Annotated in this window: 17 protein-coding genes and 1 tRNA gene; 8 read left to right on the top strand and 10 right to left on the bottom strand. The window is 55.3% G+C overall.

Annotation, left to right across the window (positions count from 1 at the left end; all coding sequences use genetic code 11):
* Window positions 1–1,235: FKBP-type peptidyl-prolyl cis-trans isomerase (locus tag RTU33_RS00785; RefSeq protein WP_312624641.1), on the top strand; the 1,235-nt coding region annotated here is incomplete at its 5' end.
* 33 nt (window positions 1,236–1,268) lie between these two features.
* On the opposite strand, the gene malI is transcribed toward RTU33_RS00785, so the two are convergent.
* The 4 genes from malI to folD form a co-directional block, all read right to left on the bottom strand.
* Window positions 1,269–2,285: a Mal regulon transcriptional regulator MalI gene (gene malI / locus RTU33_RS00780; protein ID WP_312624640.1), complete on the bottom strand. Its 1,017-nt coding sequence runs from the start codon at window positions 2,283–2,285 to the stop codon at window positions 1,269–1,271.
* Window positions 2,286–2,375: 90 nt separating this feature from the next.
* Window positions 2,376–3,875 carry a PTS transporter subunit EIIC gene (locus RTU33_RS00775; RefSeq protein ID WP_312624639.1) on the bottom strand — a complete coding sequence of 500 codons (1,500 nt, stop codon included), beginning with the start codon at window positions 3,873–3,875 and terminating at the stop codon, window positions 2,376–2,378.
* Window positions 3,876–4,274: 399 nt separating this feature from the next.
* Window positions 4,275–4,487, bottom strand: coding sequence for a ribosome-associated protein YbcJ (gene ybcJ, locus RTU33_RS00770; RefSeq protein ID WP_312624638.1), 213 nt, complete (start codon window positions 4,485–4,487; stop codon window positions 4,275–4,277).
* Window positions 4,487–5,356, bottom strand: a complete 870-nt coding sequence (gene folD, locus RTU33_RS00765) for a bifunctional methylenetetrahydrofolate dehydrogenase/methenyltetrahydrofolate cyclohydrolase FolD (protein WP_312624636.1) — start codon at window positions 5,354–5,356, stop codon at window positions 4,487–4,489. Before folD ends, ybcJ begins: the two co-directional genes overlap by 1 nt.
* 360 nt (window positions 5,357–5,716) lie before the next feature.
* On the opposite strand from folD, the gene fimA reads away from it, so the two are divergent.
* From fimA to sfmF, 6 genes are all read left to right on the top strand, one after another.
* Window positions 5,717–6,268, top strand: coding sequence for a type 1 fimbrial major subunit FimA (gene fimA / locus RTU33_RS00760; protein ID WP_312624635.1), 552 nt, complete (start codon window positions 5,717–5,719; stop codon window positions 6,266–6,268).
* A 71-nt stretch (window positions 6,269–6,339) separates the two neighbouring features.
* Entirely contained in the window at window positions 6,340–6,882 is a 543-nt protein-coding gene (gene fimI, locus RTU33_RS00755) for a type 1 fimbrial protein subunit FimI (protein WP_312624634.1), read from the top strand.
* A gap of 43 nt (window positions 6,883–6,925) precedes the next feature.
* Window positions 6,926–7,618 carry a type 1 fimbria chaperone FimC gene (gene fimC / locus RTU33_RS00750; RefSeq protein ID WP_312624633.1) on the top strand — a complete coding sequence of 231 codons (693 nt, stop codon included), beginning with the start codon at window positions 6,926–6,928 and terminating at the stop codon, window positions 7,616–7,618.
* Entirely contained in the window at window positions 7,618–10,197 is a 2,580-nt protein-coding gene (locus RTU33_RS00745; protein ID WP_312624631.1) for a fimbrial biogenesis usher protein, read from the top strand. Before fimC ends, RTU33_RS00745 begins: the two co-directional genes overlap by 1 nt.
* A complete protein-coding gene (gene fimH, locus RTU33_RS00740) occupies window positions 10,187–11,194 on the top strand; it encodes a type 1 fimbria D-mannose specific adhesin FimH (RefSeq protein ID WP_312624629.1) in 1,008 nt (335 codons plus the stop codon). Before RTU33_RS00745 ends, fimH begins: the two co-directional genes overlap by 11 nt.
* Before the next feature lie 10 nt (window positions 11,195–11,204).
* Window positions 11,205–11,726 (top strand): fimbria assembly protein, encoded by a 522-nt coding sequence (sfmF, locus tag RTU33_RS00735; protein ID WP_312624627.1) that lies wholly within the window; start codon window positions 11,205–11,207, stop codon window positions 11,724–11,726.
* A gap of 46 nt (window positions 11,727–11,772) precedes the next feature.
* Here sfmF and fimZ read toward each other — a convergent pair whose 3' ends face one another.
* Window positions 11,773–12,405 carry a fimbria biosynthesis transcriptional regulator FimZ gene (gene fimZ / locus RTU33_RS00730; protein WP_312624626.1) on the bottom strand — a complete coding sequence of 211 codons (633 nt, stop codon included), beginning with the start codon at window positions 12,403–12,405 and terminating at the stop codon, window positions 11,773–11,775.
* A gap of 900 nt (window positions 12,406–13,305) precedes the next feature.
* The gene (locus tag RTU33_RS00725; RefSeq protein ID WP_312624625.1) at window positions 13,306–13,980 is read right to left on the bottom strand and encodes a hypothetical protein; all 675 of its coding nucleotides are present in this window, start codon (window positions 13,978–13,980) and stop codon (window positions 13,306–13,308) included.
* A gap of 394 nt (window positions 13,981–14,374) precedes the next feature.
* On the opposite strand from RTU33_RS00725, the gene RTU33_RS00720 reads away from it, so the two are divergent.
* Window positions 14,375–14,451, top strand: a tRNA-Arg gene (locus tag RTU33_RS00720).
* A gap of 68 nt (window positions 14,452–14,519) precedes the next feature.
* On the opposite strand, the gene RTU33_RS00715 is transcribed toward RTU33_RS00720, so the two are convergent.
* From RTU33_RS00715 to RTU33_RS00700, 4 genes are all read right to left on the bottom strand, one after another.
* Window positions 14,520–14,690, bottom strand: coding sequence for a hypothetical protein (locus tag RTU33_RS00715; RefSeq protein ID WP_312624624.1), 171 nt, complete (start codon window positions 14,688–14,690; stop codon window positions 14,520–14,522).
* 208 nt (window positions 14,691–14,898) lie between these two features.
* The gene (locus RTU33_RS00710) at window positions 14,899–15,969 is read right to left on the bottom strand and encodes an ABC transporter ATP-binding protein (RefSeq protein WP_312624623.1); all 1,071 of its coding nucleotides are present in this window, start codon (window positions 15,967–15,969) and stop codon (window positions 14,899–14,901) included.
* On the bottom strand, window positions 15,962–17,731 hold the full coding sequence (locus RTU33_RS00705; protein WP_312624621.1) for an iron ABC transporter permease: 1,770 nt from the start codon (window positions 17,729–17,731) through the stop codon (window positions 15,962–15,964). Before RTU33_RS00705 ends, RTU33_RS00710 begins: the two co-directional genes overlap by 8 nt.
* Before the next feature lie 150 nt (window positions 17,732–17,881).
* Window positions 17,882–18,970: an ABC transporter substrate-binding protein gene (locus RTU33_RS00700; RefSeq protein ID WP_312624620.1), complete on the bottom strand. Its 1,089-nt coding sequence runs from the start codon at window positions 18,968–18,970 to the stop codon at window positions 17,882–17,884.
* Between the last annotated feature and the right edge of the window lie 146 nt (window positions 18,971–19,116).

The raw sequence follows: 19,116 nt of genomic DNA, 5'->3' as shown, positions 1-19,116 counted from the left end.
GCGTGGATGCCCTGACGAAGAAGGTCGCGGATCTGAACGCGATCCAGGAAGTAAACGCTAAAGCGCTGGCCGCTGCGAAAGCCGGAGACAGCAAAGCGGTTGCCGATCTGAAGCAGTCGCTTAGCGCGAGCCAAAGTGAAGTGGCCGGGCTGAAAAAGAACGTCAGTGAAAGCCAAATTTCAACAGAGGATCTGAAAAAACAGATAGCCCAGCTGACGGCTAACCTGTCCGAAGGCGCGAAGTCGCTGACGCAGGTTAAGCAGCAGCTGAGTGAGAGCCAGGCTCAGACTGCGGCGCTGACGAAGCAGCTGGCAACGGTGAATCAGTCTCAGGATCAAAACGCGAAGTCCGCGGTGCAGATGAAAGCGTCTTTAAAAGAAAGCCAGGATCTGGCGAAGGATCTGCTGGCGAAGAATGCGGATTTGATCGCCGAGGACAAGCGTAAAGCGGAGCAAATCGCATCGGTGCAGCAGTCGTTAGTGGAAAGCCAGAAGCAGCGTGAGGCAGCGGAGAAAAACTGGCAGGACGCCAGCGGGAAACTGAAAGAGCAGGAAAAACAGCTGGCCGCTCTTCGCAACCAGAAGCCAACTGCCGTCGACACGCCGGAGCCCAAATCGCAAAACGAAGTGCGTTCCTACGCGCTCGGCACGCTGTGGGGGCAGGAAGTGAACGGTGCGATGAAGAAGGTGAAATCCGATGGTATTCCCCTGGAGCTCTCGCAGGTTATTAATGGGGTCAGCGATTCGCTTAAGGGCCAGTACCGGGTCCCTGAGCAAAAAATCATGGATCAGCTGGAGGCGATGAACAAGCAGGTATTGGCTAAGAATCAGCCGGCTGAAAGCAGCAGAGGTCCTGATAAATTCCTTCAGTCTTTCAGCCAGAAGCCGGGGACCAAACGCGCTGAAATGGGCTATTACTACCGGATGCTGAACAGGGGAGAAGGGAAAATTACCGACGGTGACGTGGTGGCGATTTCCGTTAAGGAGAGCCTGGCAAACGGCAAAGTGATTAAGGATATGACGAAGACGGGCAAGGTGCTCGCGCTGCCGCTGGCAAACTTCCCGCCGCTGTTCTCATCGGCTATTCGCCAGATGAATAATAAAGGCAAGCTGAGGATGGCGGTACCGCCAGAGCTGGCGTACGGCGTGCAGGGTCGACCGCCGGAGATCCCGCCGAATTCAATCATGGTGTATGACATTACGGTGGTGGACGTGCGCCCCGGCGAGGGGAAATAAAGGTCTGTTCAGGCCCGGCTCTGCCGGGCTTTTTTATGCCGATTCCCGGGCAATCAGCTGGCCGGAAAGCGTGATGCGTTGGGTCTGTAACTCAGGCTCTTTCAGCTTGCGGATAATCACCCCGGCAGCCTGACGGCCGGTCTCTTCGCTGGCGGAGGAGACATAGGTAAACGACGGTGAGGTGAGATTCACGTGCAGCATATCTTCGAAGCCTATCAGCGCCACCTGCTGAGTCAGAAACACGTCCTTCCCGATAGTTCGCCCGACCTGATGAATGCCGTTGATGCAGCCAATCATGGCGTTCGGCGAATGGCAGAGCAGGGCGGTGATGGTGTTGTGTTTTTCCAGCAGCTGTCGGGTGGCAAGGCCTGCAGCCTGGGTATCGTCGTTACAGGCCGGAGCGAAGTCTTCTTTCCACACCATGCCATTTTGCGTCAGCGCGCTGCGAAACCCCTGTAGCCGCTGCTGGCGGATCAGGCAGTCGGCCTGGCCGCCGATGTAGCCGATGCTGCGGTGCCCACGTTCAATCAGATAGCGGGTGGCGAGACTTGCAGCCTGGCGGTTATCGCGCATCACCATGTTGCAGTTTTCTTCCATCAGCGACTGAGAAACGACCACTAACGGCAGAGGACAGTCGCGAATCAGCTCCGGCAGCGCTGCACGCGTGGTGTCAGACGCGAGATAAATAACGCCTGCCACGCCCTGCTGCTTAAAGGAGAGCAGACAGCGTTCGAGGCTTGAATGATCGTCAAGCGGCTGGCCGAGAAAGACCATATATCCCTGTTTTTCCAGCTCCTGAACGACGCTCGCCATCACCTTGATGGAAAAGCTGTCGCTGAAGTCGCGCAGGATAAGGCCAATAAGATTGGAGGTATTGGCGCGAAGGTTTGCTGCGGCAACGTTATGCACATAGCCGAGTTGAGTAATAGCAGCCTGAACTTTCTCGATGGTGGCGTCGGAAATCTTTCCCTTCTGGCGCAGGACCAGCGAGACGGTTGAGACGGACACGCCCGCCTGCTTCGCCACATCAATAATGCTGACTTTTTTCAAACCTGCTCCCTGAAAAACCGCCCTAATCAGTCAGTTAAAACACCGTCTCCTGCACAGGCAGGAGACGGTGGACAGCGTAACATTTTCCGCTTATTTGCCAATCATCGTCGACATGGTTTGTGCGATAAATTGCGCTCTGGCACCAAAAATCACCTGAATACCTTTGTCGCCGACAAACACCACGCCGCGCGCGCCGACGGCATTGAGGCCATCTTTATCGACGATGTCACTCTTCGCCACTTCCAGACGCAGACGGGTGATGCAGGAACCGACGGAGTCGATGTTCTGTGCGCCACCCAGCAGGCCGATGATTTCGGTAGCCAGTTCGGTGTCCGTTTTGTCATTGGCGTTGGCGGTCACGCTGGTGCGACCCGGCGTTTTCACGTCAAAGCGGCGGATCACGAAGCGGAAGGTGAAGTAGTAAATCAGGCCCATCGGGATGCCGATGATCACCGCGCTCAGGAAGTTGGTCTGGTAGCCGTTGAACGATGGCAGGATGCCGAACGACAGGTAATCGATGAAGCCCGCCGAGAACGACTTAGCGATGTGCGCATGCATCAGGTACATCGTCATATAGGCCAGACCGGCCATGATGGCGTTGAAGACGTACAGCACCGGCGCCACGAAGATGAAGGTGAACTCTACCGGCTCGGTGATGCCGGTCAGGAAGCAGGTCAGGGCCGCAGAGAACAGGATACCGGCGGCAATTTTTTTGTTCGCCGTGTGTGCTTCGTGGTACATCGCGAGACACGCCGCAGGCAGCGCGAACAGCATCAGCGGGAATTCGCCCTGCATGAACTTACCGGCATTCTGGTAGCTGTCGCTGCTGAAGGACTTCACGCCTTCTTCCAGCATTTTGAACCAGATGGTCTGGTCGCCGTGAATCACCTGGCCTGCCTGAGTGGTGTAATCGCCAAAGGAGTACCAGAACGACGGATACCAGATGTGGTGCAGCCCAAGCGGGATCAGCGCACGTTCCACCAGGCCAAAGATAAAGGTTGATGCCGCCTGATTGTCGCCGTTTACCACCACGGAAAGCGCGTCAATGCCGGACTGAATGTGCGACCAGATGTACGGCAGCAGCAGGCCCATAATGAAAGAGAGGAAGGCGGTAGCGATAGCCACGAAGCGCTTGCCGGAGAAGAAGCCGAGGAATTCCGGCAGCTGCATCTGGTGGAAGCGGTTGTAGCACCAGGCCGCCAGCACGCCGCAAATCAGGCCGCCGAAGACGCCCATTTGCAGCGTCGGAATGCCGACCACCATCGCATATTTCCCGCCCTGAGAAGCCATTTCCGGCGTAATGCTCAGCACTGTGCTGATGGTGATGTTGGTGACGAACACCGAAACCGCCGCCGACAGCGCCGCAATGCCGGATTCGGACGCCAGCCCCACGGCGGAACCGATGGCGAACAGCATCGGCAGGTTATCGAAAATGACGCCCCCGGCGTTCATCATCAGCGGCAGATGGAACTTATCGCCGAACGCCAGCAGCAGACCGGCGGCGGGCAGAAGCGAAATTGGCAGCATTAAGGCGCGGCCAATCATGGATAGTTTTGACAATGATTTAACAAACCCTGAGAACAGACTCATGCTGTTTTCCCCCGACCTGAGATCTGAGATGCACTGATTACGTGCTGTTATTGTGAGTAGAACGTTTTAGTAGAACGTTCTACTTATCGTCTGAGAAGTAGCCAGGTTACGCAACTTAAATTTCACAACTGGTCATAGGATTTACTGATTTTTTTGAAGTGGATCTAAAAAATGTGCGGAAGGTGAGGGCTGAACAAACTGCCGGATGGCGCTGCGCTTATCCGGCCTACGGGGTAATACAGGCTTGAGAGAAATCGTGTGCCCCGATGGCGCTGCGCTTATCTGGCTAACGGAATCATGCAGGCTTGAGGAGAAACGTAGGCCCGGCAAACGCCGTGCCGCCGGGCAAAAAAATGCCGGATGGCGATAAGCGCTCATCCGGCATGCAAATACATTCTATTACGCGGTAACGGTAATGCTCTGCCCGGCAAAGCTCACGGTCTGCCCGGCGACGATTTTGCAGCGCTTGCGGGTTTCGACGGCGCCGTCAACGCTCACCAGGCCGTCGGCGATGACGTTTTTCGCCTGCGCGCCGCTTTCGGTCCAGCCTTCGAGTTTTAACAGATCGCACAGCTCAACGTGCGGGTGTTTGCCAAGTGAAAAAGTGGCCATTATTTTACTTCCTCTGGATCATGATATTCTTCGCACGCCTGCAGCGTGTTCTGGATAAGCGTGGCAACCGTCATTGGGCCCACGCCGCCAGGTACCGGAGTGATGTAAGACGCGCGCGCGGCGGCATCTTCAAAAATCACATCTCCCACCACTTTCCCGCTTTCCAGACGGTTGATGCCCACGTCGACCACAATCGCGCCTTCTTTAATCCACTCGCCTGGAATAAAGCCAGGTTTACCGACGGCCACGACCAGCAGGTCGGCGTTTTCAACGTGCTGACGCAGGTTTTTGGTGAAACGGTGAGTCACGGTGGTGGTGCAACCCGCCAGCAGCAGCTCCATGCTCATCGGGCGACCGACGATGTTGGATGCGCCAATGATCACTGCATTCAGCCCGTAGGTGTCGATATTGTAACGCTCAAGCAGGGTCACAATGCCGCGCGGCGTGCACGGGCGCAGACGAGGAGCGCGCTGACACAGACGGCCTACGTTATACGGATGGAAACCGTCAACGTCTTTATCCGGCGCGATGCGCTCCAGCACCTTGACGTTATCAATGCCCGCAGGCAGCGGCAGCTGAACCAGAATACCGTCGATTTCTTTATCGGCATTCAGAGTGTCGATAAGCTCCAGCAGTTCCGCTTCCAGCGTGGTTTCCGGCAGATCGTAAGAGCGGGAGATGAACCCGACCTCTTCACAGGCCTTGCGCTTGCTGCCGACATAAATTTGCGATGCAGGGTTGCTGCCAACCAGCACTACGGCCAGTCCTGGGGCGCGTTTTCCGGCGGCAATTCGCGCCTTCACTTTTTCCGCAACCTCAGAGCGTACCTGCTGCGCAATCGTTTTACCGTCAATAATCTTTGCTGCCATCAGAGAGAAGATTCCGTCTGTCGAGTTCGAAAGGGGGGATGCGCATATTTTGGCAGAAGCCAGGCGTGATGTCAGTCACCGTTTGCTTTTTTCTGCCGCCGGTCGCATCGGCCTGCAAAAGCCATATAAACGATAAGCTCTTTCCCGGTGAATAAGTATTGAACAGTCTTTTCCTAAGAAGTATTAGGACGCAGCTCATCAGAATCGCAGCCTTTATACGTATTTTGCATCAGGCGAAATGATTAATTTACTGCAACTGCCGCGGGGGTGTATTTCCGCCCAGTGTTGAAGGAACGACGAAAATTATATTCGGATAGTTTCTTCTCCGTGAATAATTAGATTAATCATCAAGGAAAACTCATGAAAGTTAGCAAAATCGCTGCGTCTCTGGTAGCAACTCTGGGCCTGGTTGTTAGCGCGGCTAATGCCGATACGGTCACCGTGAATGGCGGCAACGTCCATTTTAAAGGTGAGCTGGTTAATGCCGCTTGTGCCGTCAGCACGGGATCTTCCAACCTGACCGTGCCAATGGGCCAGTATCGTACTGCGGCGTTTGCTGCCGTGGGTGATACCTCCGCTAAAATTCCATTTGAAATCGTACTGAATGACTGCGATCCAGGCGTTGCTGCCACCGCAGCCGTCGCCTTCAGCGGTCAGATTGATGCAACCGACAAAACCCTGCTGGCGATTACCTCTGGCGATAACAGCGACACGGCATCCGGCGTCGGTATCGAAATCCTCGATAAGGCGTCCGCAACTCTGCCGCCAAACGGCAGCACTTTCTCTGCCACGCAGGATCTGATCAAGGGCACAAACACCCTGCACTTTACCGCTCGCTACAAAGCGACTGCGGCAACCGCAGAGCCTGGTCAGGCTAACGCCGACGCGACCTTCGTGATGAAATACGAGTAAGCGTACGTCGCGCTCAGGATGAGCCTTGCCTCAGGGAAGAGGCATGTTTTCAGCACTCACGGGAACAGAGAATGATTCGGACGTTAGCGCTGCTGGCCCTGCTGTTGGCCGCTTTTTCTGCTCTTGCGCACAGGGTTGTGGTTGACGGAGGCGGTCTCCATCTTCGCGGCGAGCTGGTGAACAGCGCCTGTGCCGTTTCCCCGGAAAGTCAGGATTTACGGGTCGAAATGGGGCAATACCGCAGCAACAACTTTGGTGATGTGGGCAGTTATTCCACGGTAACCGTACCGTTTACCCTGAAGCTTGTGGAGTGTCGCCGCGATATCGCAAGCCAGGTAGGCATCGCCTTTCAGGGCCTGAGCCCGGCGGAAGATCCGCAGGTGTTTGTTGCCACCGCCGGGGCAAACGGCATGCCTGGAAAAACAGGGCTGGGCCTCGCGCTGTTCGACAACCAGCAGCAGTTAATTATTCCCAACGCACCGCCTGACAGTTATTTATCAATACTCTCAGAAGAGATGGCTTTTCACTTTAGCGCACGCTATCGCGTTATTTCATTGCCGCTGGTGCCAGGGAATTTACTTACCGATGTCTGGTTTACGCTGGTTTATCCGTAAATCGTCAAACGGGCCAGGAAATAAGAAAACAGGTTGATGGGTTATGAATCGTTTAATCATAAAAACGCTTTTACTGCCGCTGCTTTTTCTGGCGGGGGCTATTTCTGCTCATGCAGAGGGTGGCATTGCGCTGGGTGCCACAAGGGTGATTTATCCGGCAGATGCGAAGCAGACGTCGCTGGCATTGAGCAACAGCAACAAGCAGGAACGCTACCTTATCAACGCGTGGATTGAGAATGCCACGGGTCAGAAAGAGAAAACCTTCGTTATCACGCCACCGCTGTTTGTGAGTGAGCCCAACAGCGAAAACACCCTGCGTATTATTTACGCCGGACCTGCGCTTGCGACCGACAAAGAGTCGCTGTTTTACCTGAACGTGAAAGCGATCCCATCGGTGGACAAACAAAGCGGCAACAGCCGTAACGTCCTGCAGCTGGCAATCCTTTCGCGCATCAAGCTGTTCGTGCGCCCGAAAAATTTAGCGGTGCAACCCGCACAGGCACTGGATACGCTGGCGTTTACCCGCAGCGGTACGAACGTGACGATCAAAAACCCATCGCCGTACTACGTCACGCTGGTGAACCTTCAGATGGCCGGCAAGAAGCTCGACAACGTGATGATCTCGCCAAAAAGCACGGCTACAGTCACGCTGCCGGGCGGTGTGCAGGGCGCACTGAGCTGGCAGAGTGTTAATGACTACGGTGCAATTACTCCGGCTCGTCGTGTGAACCTGTAATGACTGCGCTCACTCACTCTCAACGCCTACCGCGCCTGAAGTTGCTTACCCTTGCGCTTTCGGGCGTGACCCTGCTTCCTGGCGTACATGCGGAAAGCTACTTCAATCCGGCATTTTTGTCGGACGATACGGCGGGCGTGGCGGATCTCTCCCGTTTCGAAAAGGGCCATCAACAACCCGCAGGTGTTTACCGCGTGGATATCTGGCGCAATGACGAATTCGTTGGCACACAGGATCTTGAGTTTACACCCGCGGAAGGGACAAAGCCCGCAGCAGGCGGATTAGCGCCTTGCCTGACGCCTGCGTTGTTGAAGCGTCTCGGCGTCAATACGGCCGCATTTCCTGCGCTGGCGAAAGAGGATAAAAACGCCTGCGTGGCGCTGAAAAAGGCCATTCCGGGGGCCGAAGCGGCGTTTGATTTTGCCGCGCTGAAGCTGGCGGTGAATTTGCCGCAGGTTGCGATGTTCAACAGCGCTCGCGGCTATATACCGCCTGACGAATGGGATGAGGGTATTCCTGCGCTGCTCGCCAACTACAGCTTTAGCGGCAACCGCGGCAATGATGACGACAGCTACTTTTTAAGCCTGACCAGCGGCCTGAACTATGGCCCATGGCGTTTGCGAAACAGCGGAACATGGAGCTACTCCAACAGCAATAACCAGAAAGAGAATAGCTGGCGTAACGTCGCCACCTGGGCGCAGCGCTCGATTGTGCCATGGAAAAGTGAAGTGGTGCTGGGCGACAGCAACACCGGCAGCGACGTGTTCGACAGTGTTGGTTTTCGGGGCGCACGGCTTTATTCCTCAGACAGCATGTACCCGGACAGCATGCAGGGCTTCGCCCCAACGGTACGCGGGATAGCCCGCACCCCGGCGAAAGTCACCATCCGCCAGAACGGCTTTGTCGTTTACCAGAGCTATGTGCAAAGCGGGGCGTTTGCCATCAGCGATCTGAACCCGACGTCGTCGAGCGGCGACCTCGAAGTGACGGTAGACGAAAAAGATGGCAGCCAGCAGCGCTATACCGTGCCGTACTCTTCCGTGCCGCTGCTGCAGCGAGAAGGGCGCTGGAAATACGATCTGGTCGCCGGGGACTATCGTTCAGGCAACAACCAGCAGGAGACGCCATTCTTCGCGCAGGGCACGCTGATTACGGGCCTGAACGAAGGATATACCGTCTATGGCGGCACGCAGCTTGCTGAAAACTACACGGCGCTGGCTATCGGATTGGGTAAAAACCTGGGCGACTGGGGCGCGGTTTCGCTGGATGTCACCCATGCGCATAGCCGGTTAGTCGACGACAGCACCCACGACGGACAGTCGGTGCGTTTCCTCTACGCTAAATCGCTTAACACCTTCGGGACTAACTTCCAGCTGCTCGGTTATCGCTACTCCACCAAAGGGTTCTTCACGCTCGATGACACGACGTGGAAGAACATGAGCGGTTACCAGTACAGCGACAAAAGCAATGACGACGGCGTGCCGGACATTATCAGCTACCACAACCTGACCCAGAATAAAAAAGGGCGCTTCCAGGTCAACGTCTCGCAGTCGCTCGGTGATTACGGTTCGCTCTACCTTTCCGGCAGCGAGCAGACCTACTGGGGAACTGACGACACCAACACGTGGTATCAGGTTGGCTACTCTGGCGGCTGGCGCGGCGTGAGCTATGGGTTGTCGATGTCCTGGAATCGCTCTATCGGCATCTCGGGCACGGACCGCATTGCCTCCTTCAACCTCTCGGTACCGTTCAGTGTCTTCAACAACGGCGCCGAGCGCCGTAACTCCGCCTTTGACCGGGCCTATGCCACCGTCACCGCCAGCCGTAACAGCGACGGTGACGACAGCTGGCAGAGCGGGATCAGCGGTACGCTGCTTGAGGGCAGTAACCTCAGCTACAGCGTGATGCAGGGCAACGCCAGCGGTCGCGGCTACACCGGCAGCGCGAGCGCTAACTGGCAGGCAACCTACGGCACGCTCAGCGGGGCATATAACTATGACCGCGATCAGCACTCCCTGAACTGGCAGGCGTCGGGCGGCATTTTGGCTCATGCCGATGGCGTGACCTTCAGCCAGCCGCTGGGGGATACCAACGTGCTGATCAAGGCGCCGGGCGCAAGCGGCGTCAGCATCGAAAACCAGACCGGGGTGAAAACCGACTGGCGTGGCTACGCTGTGATGCCGTACGCCACGGTCTACCGCTATAACCGTATCGCGCTTGACACCAACACCATGAACAACAGCACTGATATCGAAAACAACGTCAGCAGCGTGGTGCCAACCGAAGGTGCCGTCGTGCGCGCGGCTTTTGATACGCGTATTGGCGTGCGAGCGCTGGTCACCGTGCGGCGCGGAACGCAGCCGGTGCCGTTTGGCGCCATCGTGCGGGAAACCGCCAGCGGCGTGACCAGCATGGTGGGCGACGATGGACAAATCTACTTAAGTGGTTTGCCGCTCAGCGGTGAGCTGTTGATTCAGTGGGGCGAAGGGCCGGGTGCACAGTGCCGGGCACCGTATTCCCTCCCCGAAAAGAGCCTGCAACAGGCGATCACGCTCACGGAGGTTCGCTGTGATCAATAAGGTTTTCTCTGTTCTGCTGTTAGGGGGCGTGTTGCTCTCCACTTCGGCCTGGGCGACGGTATGCCGCAACGTCAATGGGGTGCCAACGGATGTGTTTTACGATTTAACGGACACCTTCACCAGCGCGAATAACCAGGTGGGGCAAATTGTTACCCTCAGCCAGAAATCGGGCTGGGTGGGCGTGCAGGCGGTTTGCCCGAGCGGCACATCCGGCACCACCACCAAACGTAGCTACGTCACAAGTTTTCCGGTGGTCAGCACGGAAAATAACTTCAAATACCTCAAGCTTAACGATTATCTCGATGGCGCGATGCAAATTACCGACAGCTCAGCGGGCGCTTTCTGGCCACCGGCCAACTACATTCAGATGGGATCGCACCCGAATGTGCCTAAGCAAAAGCCCTTTCCGGTGAATGATTCGAAGCTGATTTTCCGCCTGAAGGTCACCAAGCGCTTTATCAATATGGTGGTTATCCCAAAACAGACAATGTTCACCGTTTATGTGACCACCAACAGTGGAGATGCGCTGACTACACCGGTCTACACCATCAGCTACAGCGGAACGATTAACGTGCCGCAAACCTGCGAAATTAATGCCGGGACCGTGGTGCAGTTTGATTTCGGCGACATCGGTGCGTCACTGTTCAGCCAGGCCGGGGCGGGAAATCGCCCGGCAAACGTGCCGCCACAACAAAAAACGGTCGCCATCAAATGCACTAACGTAGAGTCTCAGGCCTACCTGAGCATGCGCGTGGAAGCGGAGAAAACGCAGGGCAACGCGATGGTGTCTGATAACGCGGATCTGGGCTTTATCGTGGCAGACAGCAGCGGTAATCCGCTGACGCCGAACAACATCAGCAGCAAGATCCCGTTCCGCCTCGATGCAAACGCACAGGCGCAGGTGGCAATTCGTGCCTGGCCCGTCAGCATCACGGGCAACAAACCGGCGGAAGGCAAGTTTACCGCGCGGGGGTATCTGCGAGTCGACTATGACTGAGGGCCAGGCAATGAAGCATCCGTTTATTCGACTCGCGCTGATCGCAGGCTTGCTGAGCAGCCAGGCGCACGCAGACAACTCGCTGGGCGAAGTGAACATTGAGCTGTCAGGTAACGTGGTGGATTACAGCTGCGTCGTGGAGGCAGGCGACAGTGATAAATCCGTCGAGCTGGGGCGCTGGCCAACTAAGCAGCTACGGAACTCGGGAAGCACCACATCGCTGGTGCCGTTTACCCTGAGCCTGACGGGGTGTCCGCCTGGCTCGGCCTCCATCACATTTACCGGCAAAGGCGATCCCAGCGATCCGACGCTGCTTGGCCTGAACAGCAGTAGCGTAGCAAGTCGGGTGGCGGTGGAGCTTCGCGACGCCGATCGCAGCCGGTTACCGCTTCAGCAGGCCAGCCGGACGGTGGCTGTTGACGATCGGGGCAACGCCAGGCTTCAGTTCTACGCCAATTACATTGCCACCGCCGACGACCCGCAGCCTGGCAGCGCCGATGCCGACGCCACTTTCTTAATTAATTACAATTAATCCCTTGATTGCTTCCTGCTAATTTAGCAGGAAGCAATCGTCGCCATTAAACCAGCTCGTGTGATTTGGCGTAATCAATCAATTCTACAATGGTATGCACCCCGAGTTTCGAGAAAATATTTGATTTATGGGCGCTGATGGTTTTATTGCTGAGTAATAATTGATCGGCGATTTCTTTATTTGTCAGACCATTGACCAGATAGCGAAGGACCGTTACTTCACGATTTGAAAGCGGCAGTTCGTTCACTTCTCCACGGCGTGAAGAATTACCACTGAGGAAATTAAGGGTGTCGGCCGGGAAAAAGGAATAACCGGAAAGCAGCATTTCAACCGCTTTGTAGATATCATTGTAATCCTTTCTTTTACTGACAAAACCATTCGCGCCAGCCCTGATAGCTCGCCCCGCGTAATACTCTTCTGACTTAGATGCTAAAAATAAAACCTTGGTCTGAGGACTGATGTCATTGATTCTTTTTAGCAGCATAAAGCCATCGGTGCCGGGGAGCTCAATGTCGATGATGACCAGATCTGTTTTGTTTTTTCTTACATAATCAATAACTTCTCTTCCATCTCCGGATTTCAGAGCAACGCGGATATCACTGTTCTTGCGTAACAGAACCTCTATCGACATCCTGACGATAGGTTGTTCATCCATAATAACAACGGAAGCAGGTTTCATTTTCTATTCCTCAGATTATGTATACAGTTTTTAGAGTTCAGGCCGAACTCTTGTGCCAGCGTGGGGATGTGTTGTAAACGTCTCTGAAATACCCGGCGTCGCGCCAGTGAGCAACACATATGGGAAAACGAAAAACACGTTCCGGCTGGCTGTTCAGTCATTCGTAAAAACGGTGGGTTATCTCAGTTAATACTGTGAGTTATTGAGTATCATCCGCTGGTTTGATGAAGGCTTCCTTTGGTTGGCTAACGACGGGTTATTCCTCTTAGAGATATTATCTCGGACGGTATTTTTGCTAAATTTATTATTAATCTCAGTGCTGCTGATTATACCGTTTAATGTTTTCGGAAAAACCCTCTGAAAACGATAAATAACTTTACGAATTATGATGTTCTGAATGCGATCGGCCAGGAATTTTCTTTTGGCGGGAATTTCTGCGGTTGCTGAATTTGTTAACGGGATGTCTGCATGTCATCATGAAAAACAAAACAAGCGACTGCTTGTTGCCGTAATGTAAATTTTTTTGCAATTTGTTATGCACCAAAACGCATCATCTTAGTGCTGAAAAAGTGTGTATAAATAATAAGTTAGCGTCATTCCCATTTTCAGGCACGGTCAAATCGTGGTCGGCGTCACAGGCAGGTATTTCTGCTGCCGTTGCAAACATCTGCTGCCTTAAAAGGCTCGTCTGCTCACACTCTGCTCGACGATCTCACCTGCAAAGGCCGGTAAGATCTTATTAAGCAGCAGCAAAAACCATAATCTCAGGAAAAAGTGTGCCTTCCTTTCACCAGCAGGCAAACTCCAGGAATAGTTACAATTGTATTTTATTGGTTAAAAAATAACGCTCTATTAACTTTTATTTAAGTATTTTCTTAGTGATAACCAGGCTTCAGCAGCTTATCCCGAGTGATGGCGATCGTGAAGGGCGCTGACCCGTTGTAATACACGCAACAGCTGCTGACGGTGGTTAAGCTGTAGTAAAGACAAAATGCAGCCGACGCGGTAAACGATCCGGTGGTAGGGCCGGATTTGTAGACGGGCAATGTGGCTCAGCGAATGGCCTTGCGCCATCAGCATCAGCACGCTCCACTCTTTGGGTTTAAACAGGCGAACCTGCGCGGGTAAAGCCTCCACGGTACGTTGTAAAGCTTCCCGTGCCAAAGGCAGCGCAAGTCGTTTTTCAATCAACCGGCAGCGTAAGGCCGATTGCAAAAATTGCTGCGTCACCGGATCCAGTTCCGGTGTTATCAGCACCATTTCCACCGCCGGGTAGCGGCGCTGCAAACTCCGAAGATGGTCCAGCAGCGCCAGTACAGGCATTTCCCAGCCTTCGAGATCGACAATCAGATACAGCGGCTGGATCTGCTGGACTGCGGCAAGCGCCTCATCAATATCTGCATAAATGCGGCACAGACAGAGCGGAACCGGGCTGTGGCGAATGCCAGAGGCCAGATAGCTATCTCGCGTGACCAGAATACGATGATCGCTGTAGTGTGCAGTGTGGTTAAGCAACGCACCGCGTTCAACCAACGTGTTGTGCGGCAGAGACAGCGAATATCCCTGAAATTCCATAATGTTTCGCCGCCGTCTTTCCCTGCGTAACATCACACGCATAGTTTCCCTCCCGGCACGTCCGGCATACGCTCGCCACCTTTACTGTTCTATCGGCACGAATGGAAAATGATTGCCTGACAGATGTCGGGCAAAGTCTATGTCATTGGTGTATGACGGAATCCATTGTTGTCATAAGGGAAATCTGAAGGTACCAGGCGTTGCTTAAACCGTAGACGGATTTTTCGTAGCGGAAGGGCAGATTAGAGAGTGTGTTTAAGCTTTAATCAGCTGATGCGGCTTGTTGCGGGGAAGAGTGACGCTGAAGTGTGCTTTGACGGTGAAAGCCATTGACTCACCCGGCTTTGACCGTATAATTCCAGGCGTTCCACACCGCGAAGTTCACCTTCTCAGTGCGCCCTTAGCTCAGCTGGATAGAGCACCGGCCTTCTAAGCCGTAGGTCACAGGTTCGAATCCTGTAGGGCGTGCCACTTCGAAGTAAACAGACGTCAACCGACGTCTTTTTTTATGCCTGAAATTCAGCCCTGAAAAGAGGGCGTTACCATTCGTGCACAATCAGCATGCGGTCTTCTGAGATCCGGACTTCGCTGATACGAGGCGGCAGAGGCGGGGCGACGATGGTTAACGTGACCTGAATTCCCCCTTGCTGGGAGGCAAGCGTAGTCTTGAAGGGTAAAAAAAACAAAACGGCGAGCAGTAATTTCTTCATTGTAAATTAATAAGCAAAAAGTCGGACAGGGTTCAGCATCAACAGGGCGGGCGACACAATAGCCTAAAGCGAAGCGAGAGAAAAAGAGAATTTGGTCTTTTTTAATACGATGGCGGCGGGCTGAGCAGGATTAAATCCGATCTGAAAGCGTTTTTACTGTTGGTACAAGAAGCTAAGCCCCTGTTCAGGCTTAGCTTCATTTTACTCGTCAATTCTTCGCAAATACCCACACATCCTTTTCAGGCAGTGACAGATGGCAATGCTGCGGGTCGCGAACTTCGTTGCCGTAGGCGCGGATCACGAAGTCATCGCCGGAGGTGCGGAACAGGTATTCCCAGCGATCGCCCAGGTACATGCTGGTGAGCAGCGGCAGTTCGAGCTGATTTTCTCCCGGCCCATCGACTAGCGCCACGCGCTCCACGCGAATCACCGCCGTACCTTCCTGTCCAGCCTGCACGCCTTCTCCTGCCTGGCCCCACAGTGTCCAGCCGCTGCCTTCAATGCGTGCTTTGCCGTCGCGCACTTCGGTGACTTTGCCGTGCAGGCGGTTGTTGCTGCCCATAAATTCTGCCGTAAACAGCGTCTTCGGCGAGCCGTACATCTCCTGCGGCGTGCCCTGCTGTTCAATTTTGCCGTTGTTGAGCAGCAGGATGCGATCGGAAATGGACATCGCTTCGTTCTGATCGTGCGTCACCATCAGCGCGGAAAGTCCAAGCTTGATAATGAGCTCCCGCAGGAACACGCGGGCCTCTTCGCGCAGCTTGGCGTCGAGGTTGGAGAGCGGTTCATCCAGCAGGATCACTGGCGGGTTATAAACCAGCGCACGGCCAATCGCCACGCGCTGCTGCTGGCCACCGGAAAGCATATGCGGATGGCGCTTGCCAAGATGCCCGAGCCCCAGCTGATCCAGCACCGCCTGCACGCGCTGGGTGATCTCTTTCGCGGGCACTTTACGCAGCTTCAGCGGGTAGGCCACATTCTCAAAAACGGTTTTGTGCGGCCACAGCGCGTAGGACTGAAACACCAGCCCGAGATTGCGCTCTTCGGCGGGGATCTCGCTGCGCGGCGTGCCGTCGTACACTTTGTTTTTCCCGATGACGATCGACCCTTGGGTTGGCTTTTCCAGCCCGGCGACCGCGCGCAGCAGCGTGGTTTTGCCGCTGCCCGAAGGACCCAAAAGGGAGACCACTTCGCCGCGCTTCAGGTTCATGGAGACGCCCTTCAGCACCGGGTTGTCGCCGTAGGTCAGATGCAGATTTTCAACCGCTAATTCAATCATGTAATTTCACTCCAAAACGAAGGGCAATCCCCAGACCGACGACCACCAGCAGGATATTGATAAATGACAGCGCTGCGACGATATCAATGGCGCCCGCCGCCCACAGGGAGACCAGCATCGAGCCAATCGTCTCGGTGCCGGGCGAAAGCAGGTAGACGCCGGTCGAGTATTCACGTTCGAAAATCAGGAACATCAGCAGCCACGAGCCAATCAGGCCATAGCGTGAAAGCGGAATGGTGACGTGGCGTGTGATTTGCCCGCGCGTCGCCCCTGTGCTGCGTGCTGCTTCTTCCAGCTCCGGCCCCACCTGGAGCAGCGTGGAGGAGATCAGCCTTAAGCCATACGCCATCCACACCACCGTGTAGGCCAGCCACACGCTGAAGATGGTGCTGCGAAGCCCTCGCAGCCAGACGATCAGGTTATCGCGCAGCCACTGCGACCACGGCATGCCCGAAAGCCAGCCTGATTTCAGGGCGTTATCGAGCCACATCGGCAGGAACAGGAACACCCACAGGAAAGCCAGCCCCGCCAGCAGCCCCGGCACGGCGCGCGGCACCAGCACGCTGTAGTCGAGGAAGCGGGTGGTGTTGTCCGGTTTACGATGCATGGCGATGCCGACAAACAGATAGCAGGCCACGGCCAGCGCGCCGCCAAACACACCAATCGCCATGGAGTTGACGATGGCCCTCAACAGATTGGGCTGCGCCCAGATGGTGTGGAAGGTACTGAGCGAGAGTTGATCCCAGACGGACACGCCCACGCCCCAGTTCGAGATAAAGGCGCGCAGCACCACCCCGAGCAGCGGCACGCCAATGGTGACCGTCAGCCAGAACGCGACCACGGCGCCCGCCACCCACCGCCACTTGCCAAGCGGCAGCGCACGCGCCTGAGAAGCTTTGCCTTTCATGGTTACAAAGCGGTTGGCGGTGCTCATCAGGCGGCGTTGCAGCATGACCAGCGGAATGGTGATGCAAATCAGCACCACGGCGACGGCGGCCATCAGATGATAGGAGGGCGTGCCGAGCTTGTTGGTGAGCTGATAGAGATAGGTCGCCAGCACCATGTTGCCTTCCGGATCGCCGAGCACCAGCATCAGGCCGAACACCTCCAGCCCGAGGAAAAACAGCAGCACGATGGCGTAGAGAATGGAAGGGCGCACCATCGGCAGGCTGACGGCGGTCATTACCTGCAAAGGTGATGCGCCGGAGATGCGAGCGGCCTCTTCCACGTCCGAGCCCACGCTGCGCAGCGCCGACGAAATATAAAGGTAGGCGTGCGGCACATGCGTCAGCCCGGCAATCACCACGATGCTCGACATGTCGTAGATGTTCCACGGCACGAAGCCAATCAGCGACTGCGCCCACAGCGACAGAAAGCCCACCGGCCCTGCGGCGACCACGTAACCAAAGCCGAGCACCATCGGTGAGACGAAAATCGGCACGAGGATCAGCGGCTCAATCAGCCGACGGCCGGGTAAATCCGTGCGCACCATCAGGAACGCCAGGATCCCGCCGAGCGGAATGGCGATGGCGACCAGGCCAAAGGCGAGAATAAAGCCGCTTTTCAGCGCCTTATAAAAATCCGGATCGGTGAAAATAAACCCGAACGACTCGAGGCTCCACTCTTTAGAAGGGGCAAAGAACGGTGCCGACAGGAAGCTCTGAATCACGATAAACGACAGCGGAACGTAGATGGCGAGCGTGGTGAGCAGCACCACGACGCCGCGCGGCAAACTTTGCCACTTTCTTGTTAATGCATTCATAGAAAATCCCTGGTCTGGCGGGGAGGCAGATCGGATGCACTGATATCGCCTTCTTATGTAGGCCCGGTAAGCGTCAGCGCCACCGGGCATTTATTGCCGGATGCGCTTCGCTTATCCGGCCTACAAAATCAATGCATTTTGCCGTAAAGGTTATTTCGCCGCGGCTTCGCGCCACTGTTTGATGTAGTCGAGGCGTTTTTTCGGCTGCAGGTACTCCAGCAGGCTTTCATCCACCGGAATCGGCTTCAGCGCGTTGCCGAGCATTTTGGTCATGCCGTCGATGTCGTTTTTCCCTTCGATATCGTTACGGATAGACGGAATATCTGCCTGGTTTGCCAGAATGCTTTGCCCTTTTTCAGACAGCACGTAGTCCAGCCACAGCTTCGCGGCGTTGGCATTCTGGGCCTGCGAGCTGATAAACGACACGCGGGAGAGCACGAGGGTGTAATCCTTCGGATAAGCGATGCCGAGAGAAGGATCGTTTTTCGCGCGGGCCTCGGCGTAGGATCCGAGGATATTAAAGCCAATCAGGTTTTCGCCGGAGGACACGCGTTCCATCATCGTGCCGGTGGAAGACTGCACTGCTAAGCCGCCTTTGGCGACGTCGGCGAGGGTTTTAAAGTAGTTCGGATCGGCTTTGAAATCCTGCACCGAGAGCATAAAGCCGAGTCCGGATTTCTCGATATCGTAGGTGGTGACTTTGCTTTTGAACTTGTTGGCCTGGCCGGCAATCAGCTTCGCCAGCGCGGCGTGGGAGTCCGGCACTTCGTTCGCCGGGATCAGGCGTTTGTTGTAGATGAACACCACCGGTTCGTAGGTGGTGCCGTAGGCTTTGTCGTTCCAGACCGCCCACTTCGGCAACTGGCCTTGTTCCGGCGACTTATAGGCCTGCGCATAATCGGTGGCAAGCTTCAGGGCGGTGTCCATCGACGAACTCCAGACCACGTCGCCGCTGCCGCCGCCCGCAGCCTGTTCGCTGATAAAGCGGTTATACAGCTCGGTGCTATTCATGTCGTTGTATTCGACTTTGATGCCGGGGTAGGTGGCTTCGAACCCCTGAATCAGCGGGCCTGCCGCTTTGGTGTCGGTGGTGGAATAGATAACCACTTTGCCTTCTTTGGTGGCGGCATCGACGACCTTTTGATAGTCCGCCGGGTAGCCCTGCGGCAGCGCCGCGATGGCAGAGGTAGAGAGAAGTACAGCAGCAGTAATCAGAGAGATACGGAAAGTGTTCGACATTATAGTTAACCTTTTAATTACATTTGATGAACTAATGGTCAACATAGCCAAAGATGAAGAGCAGACAAGAGGGCGGAGAAAGGGATGTGCCCGAAGTGTGATTTTCGGCGTCGTTTGGGGAATTAACACCATAAAAACCGCGGGAA

Source organism: Scandinavium sp. (assembly GCF_032012665.1).
GTDB lineage: Bacteria > Pseudomonadota > Gammaproteobacteria > Enterobacterales > Enterobacteriaceae > Scandinavium.
This window is presented reverse-complemented; position numbering and strand designations above follow the sequence as displayed.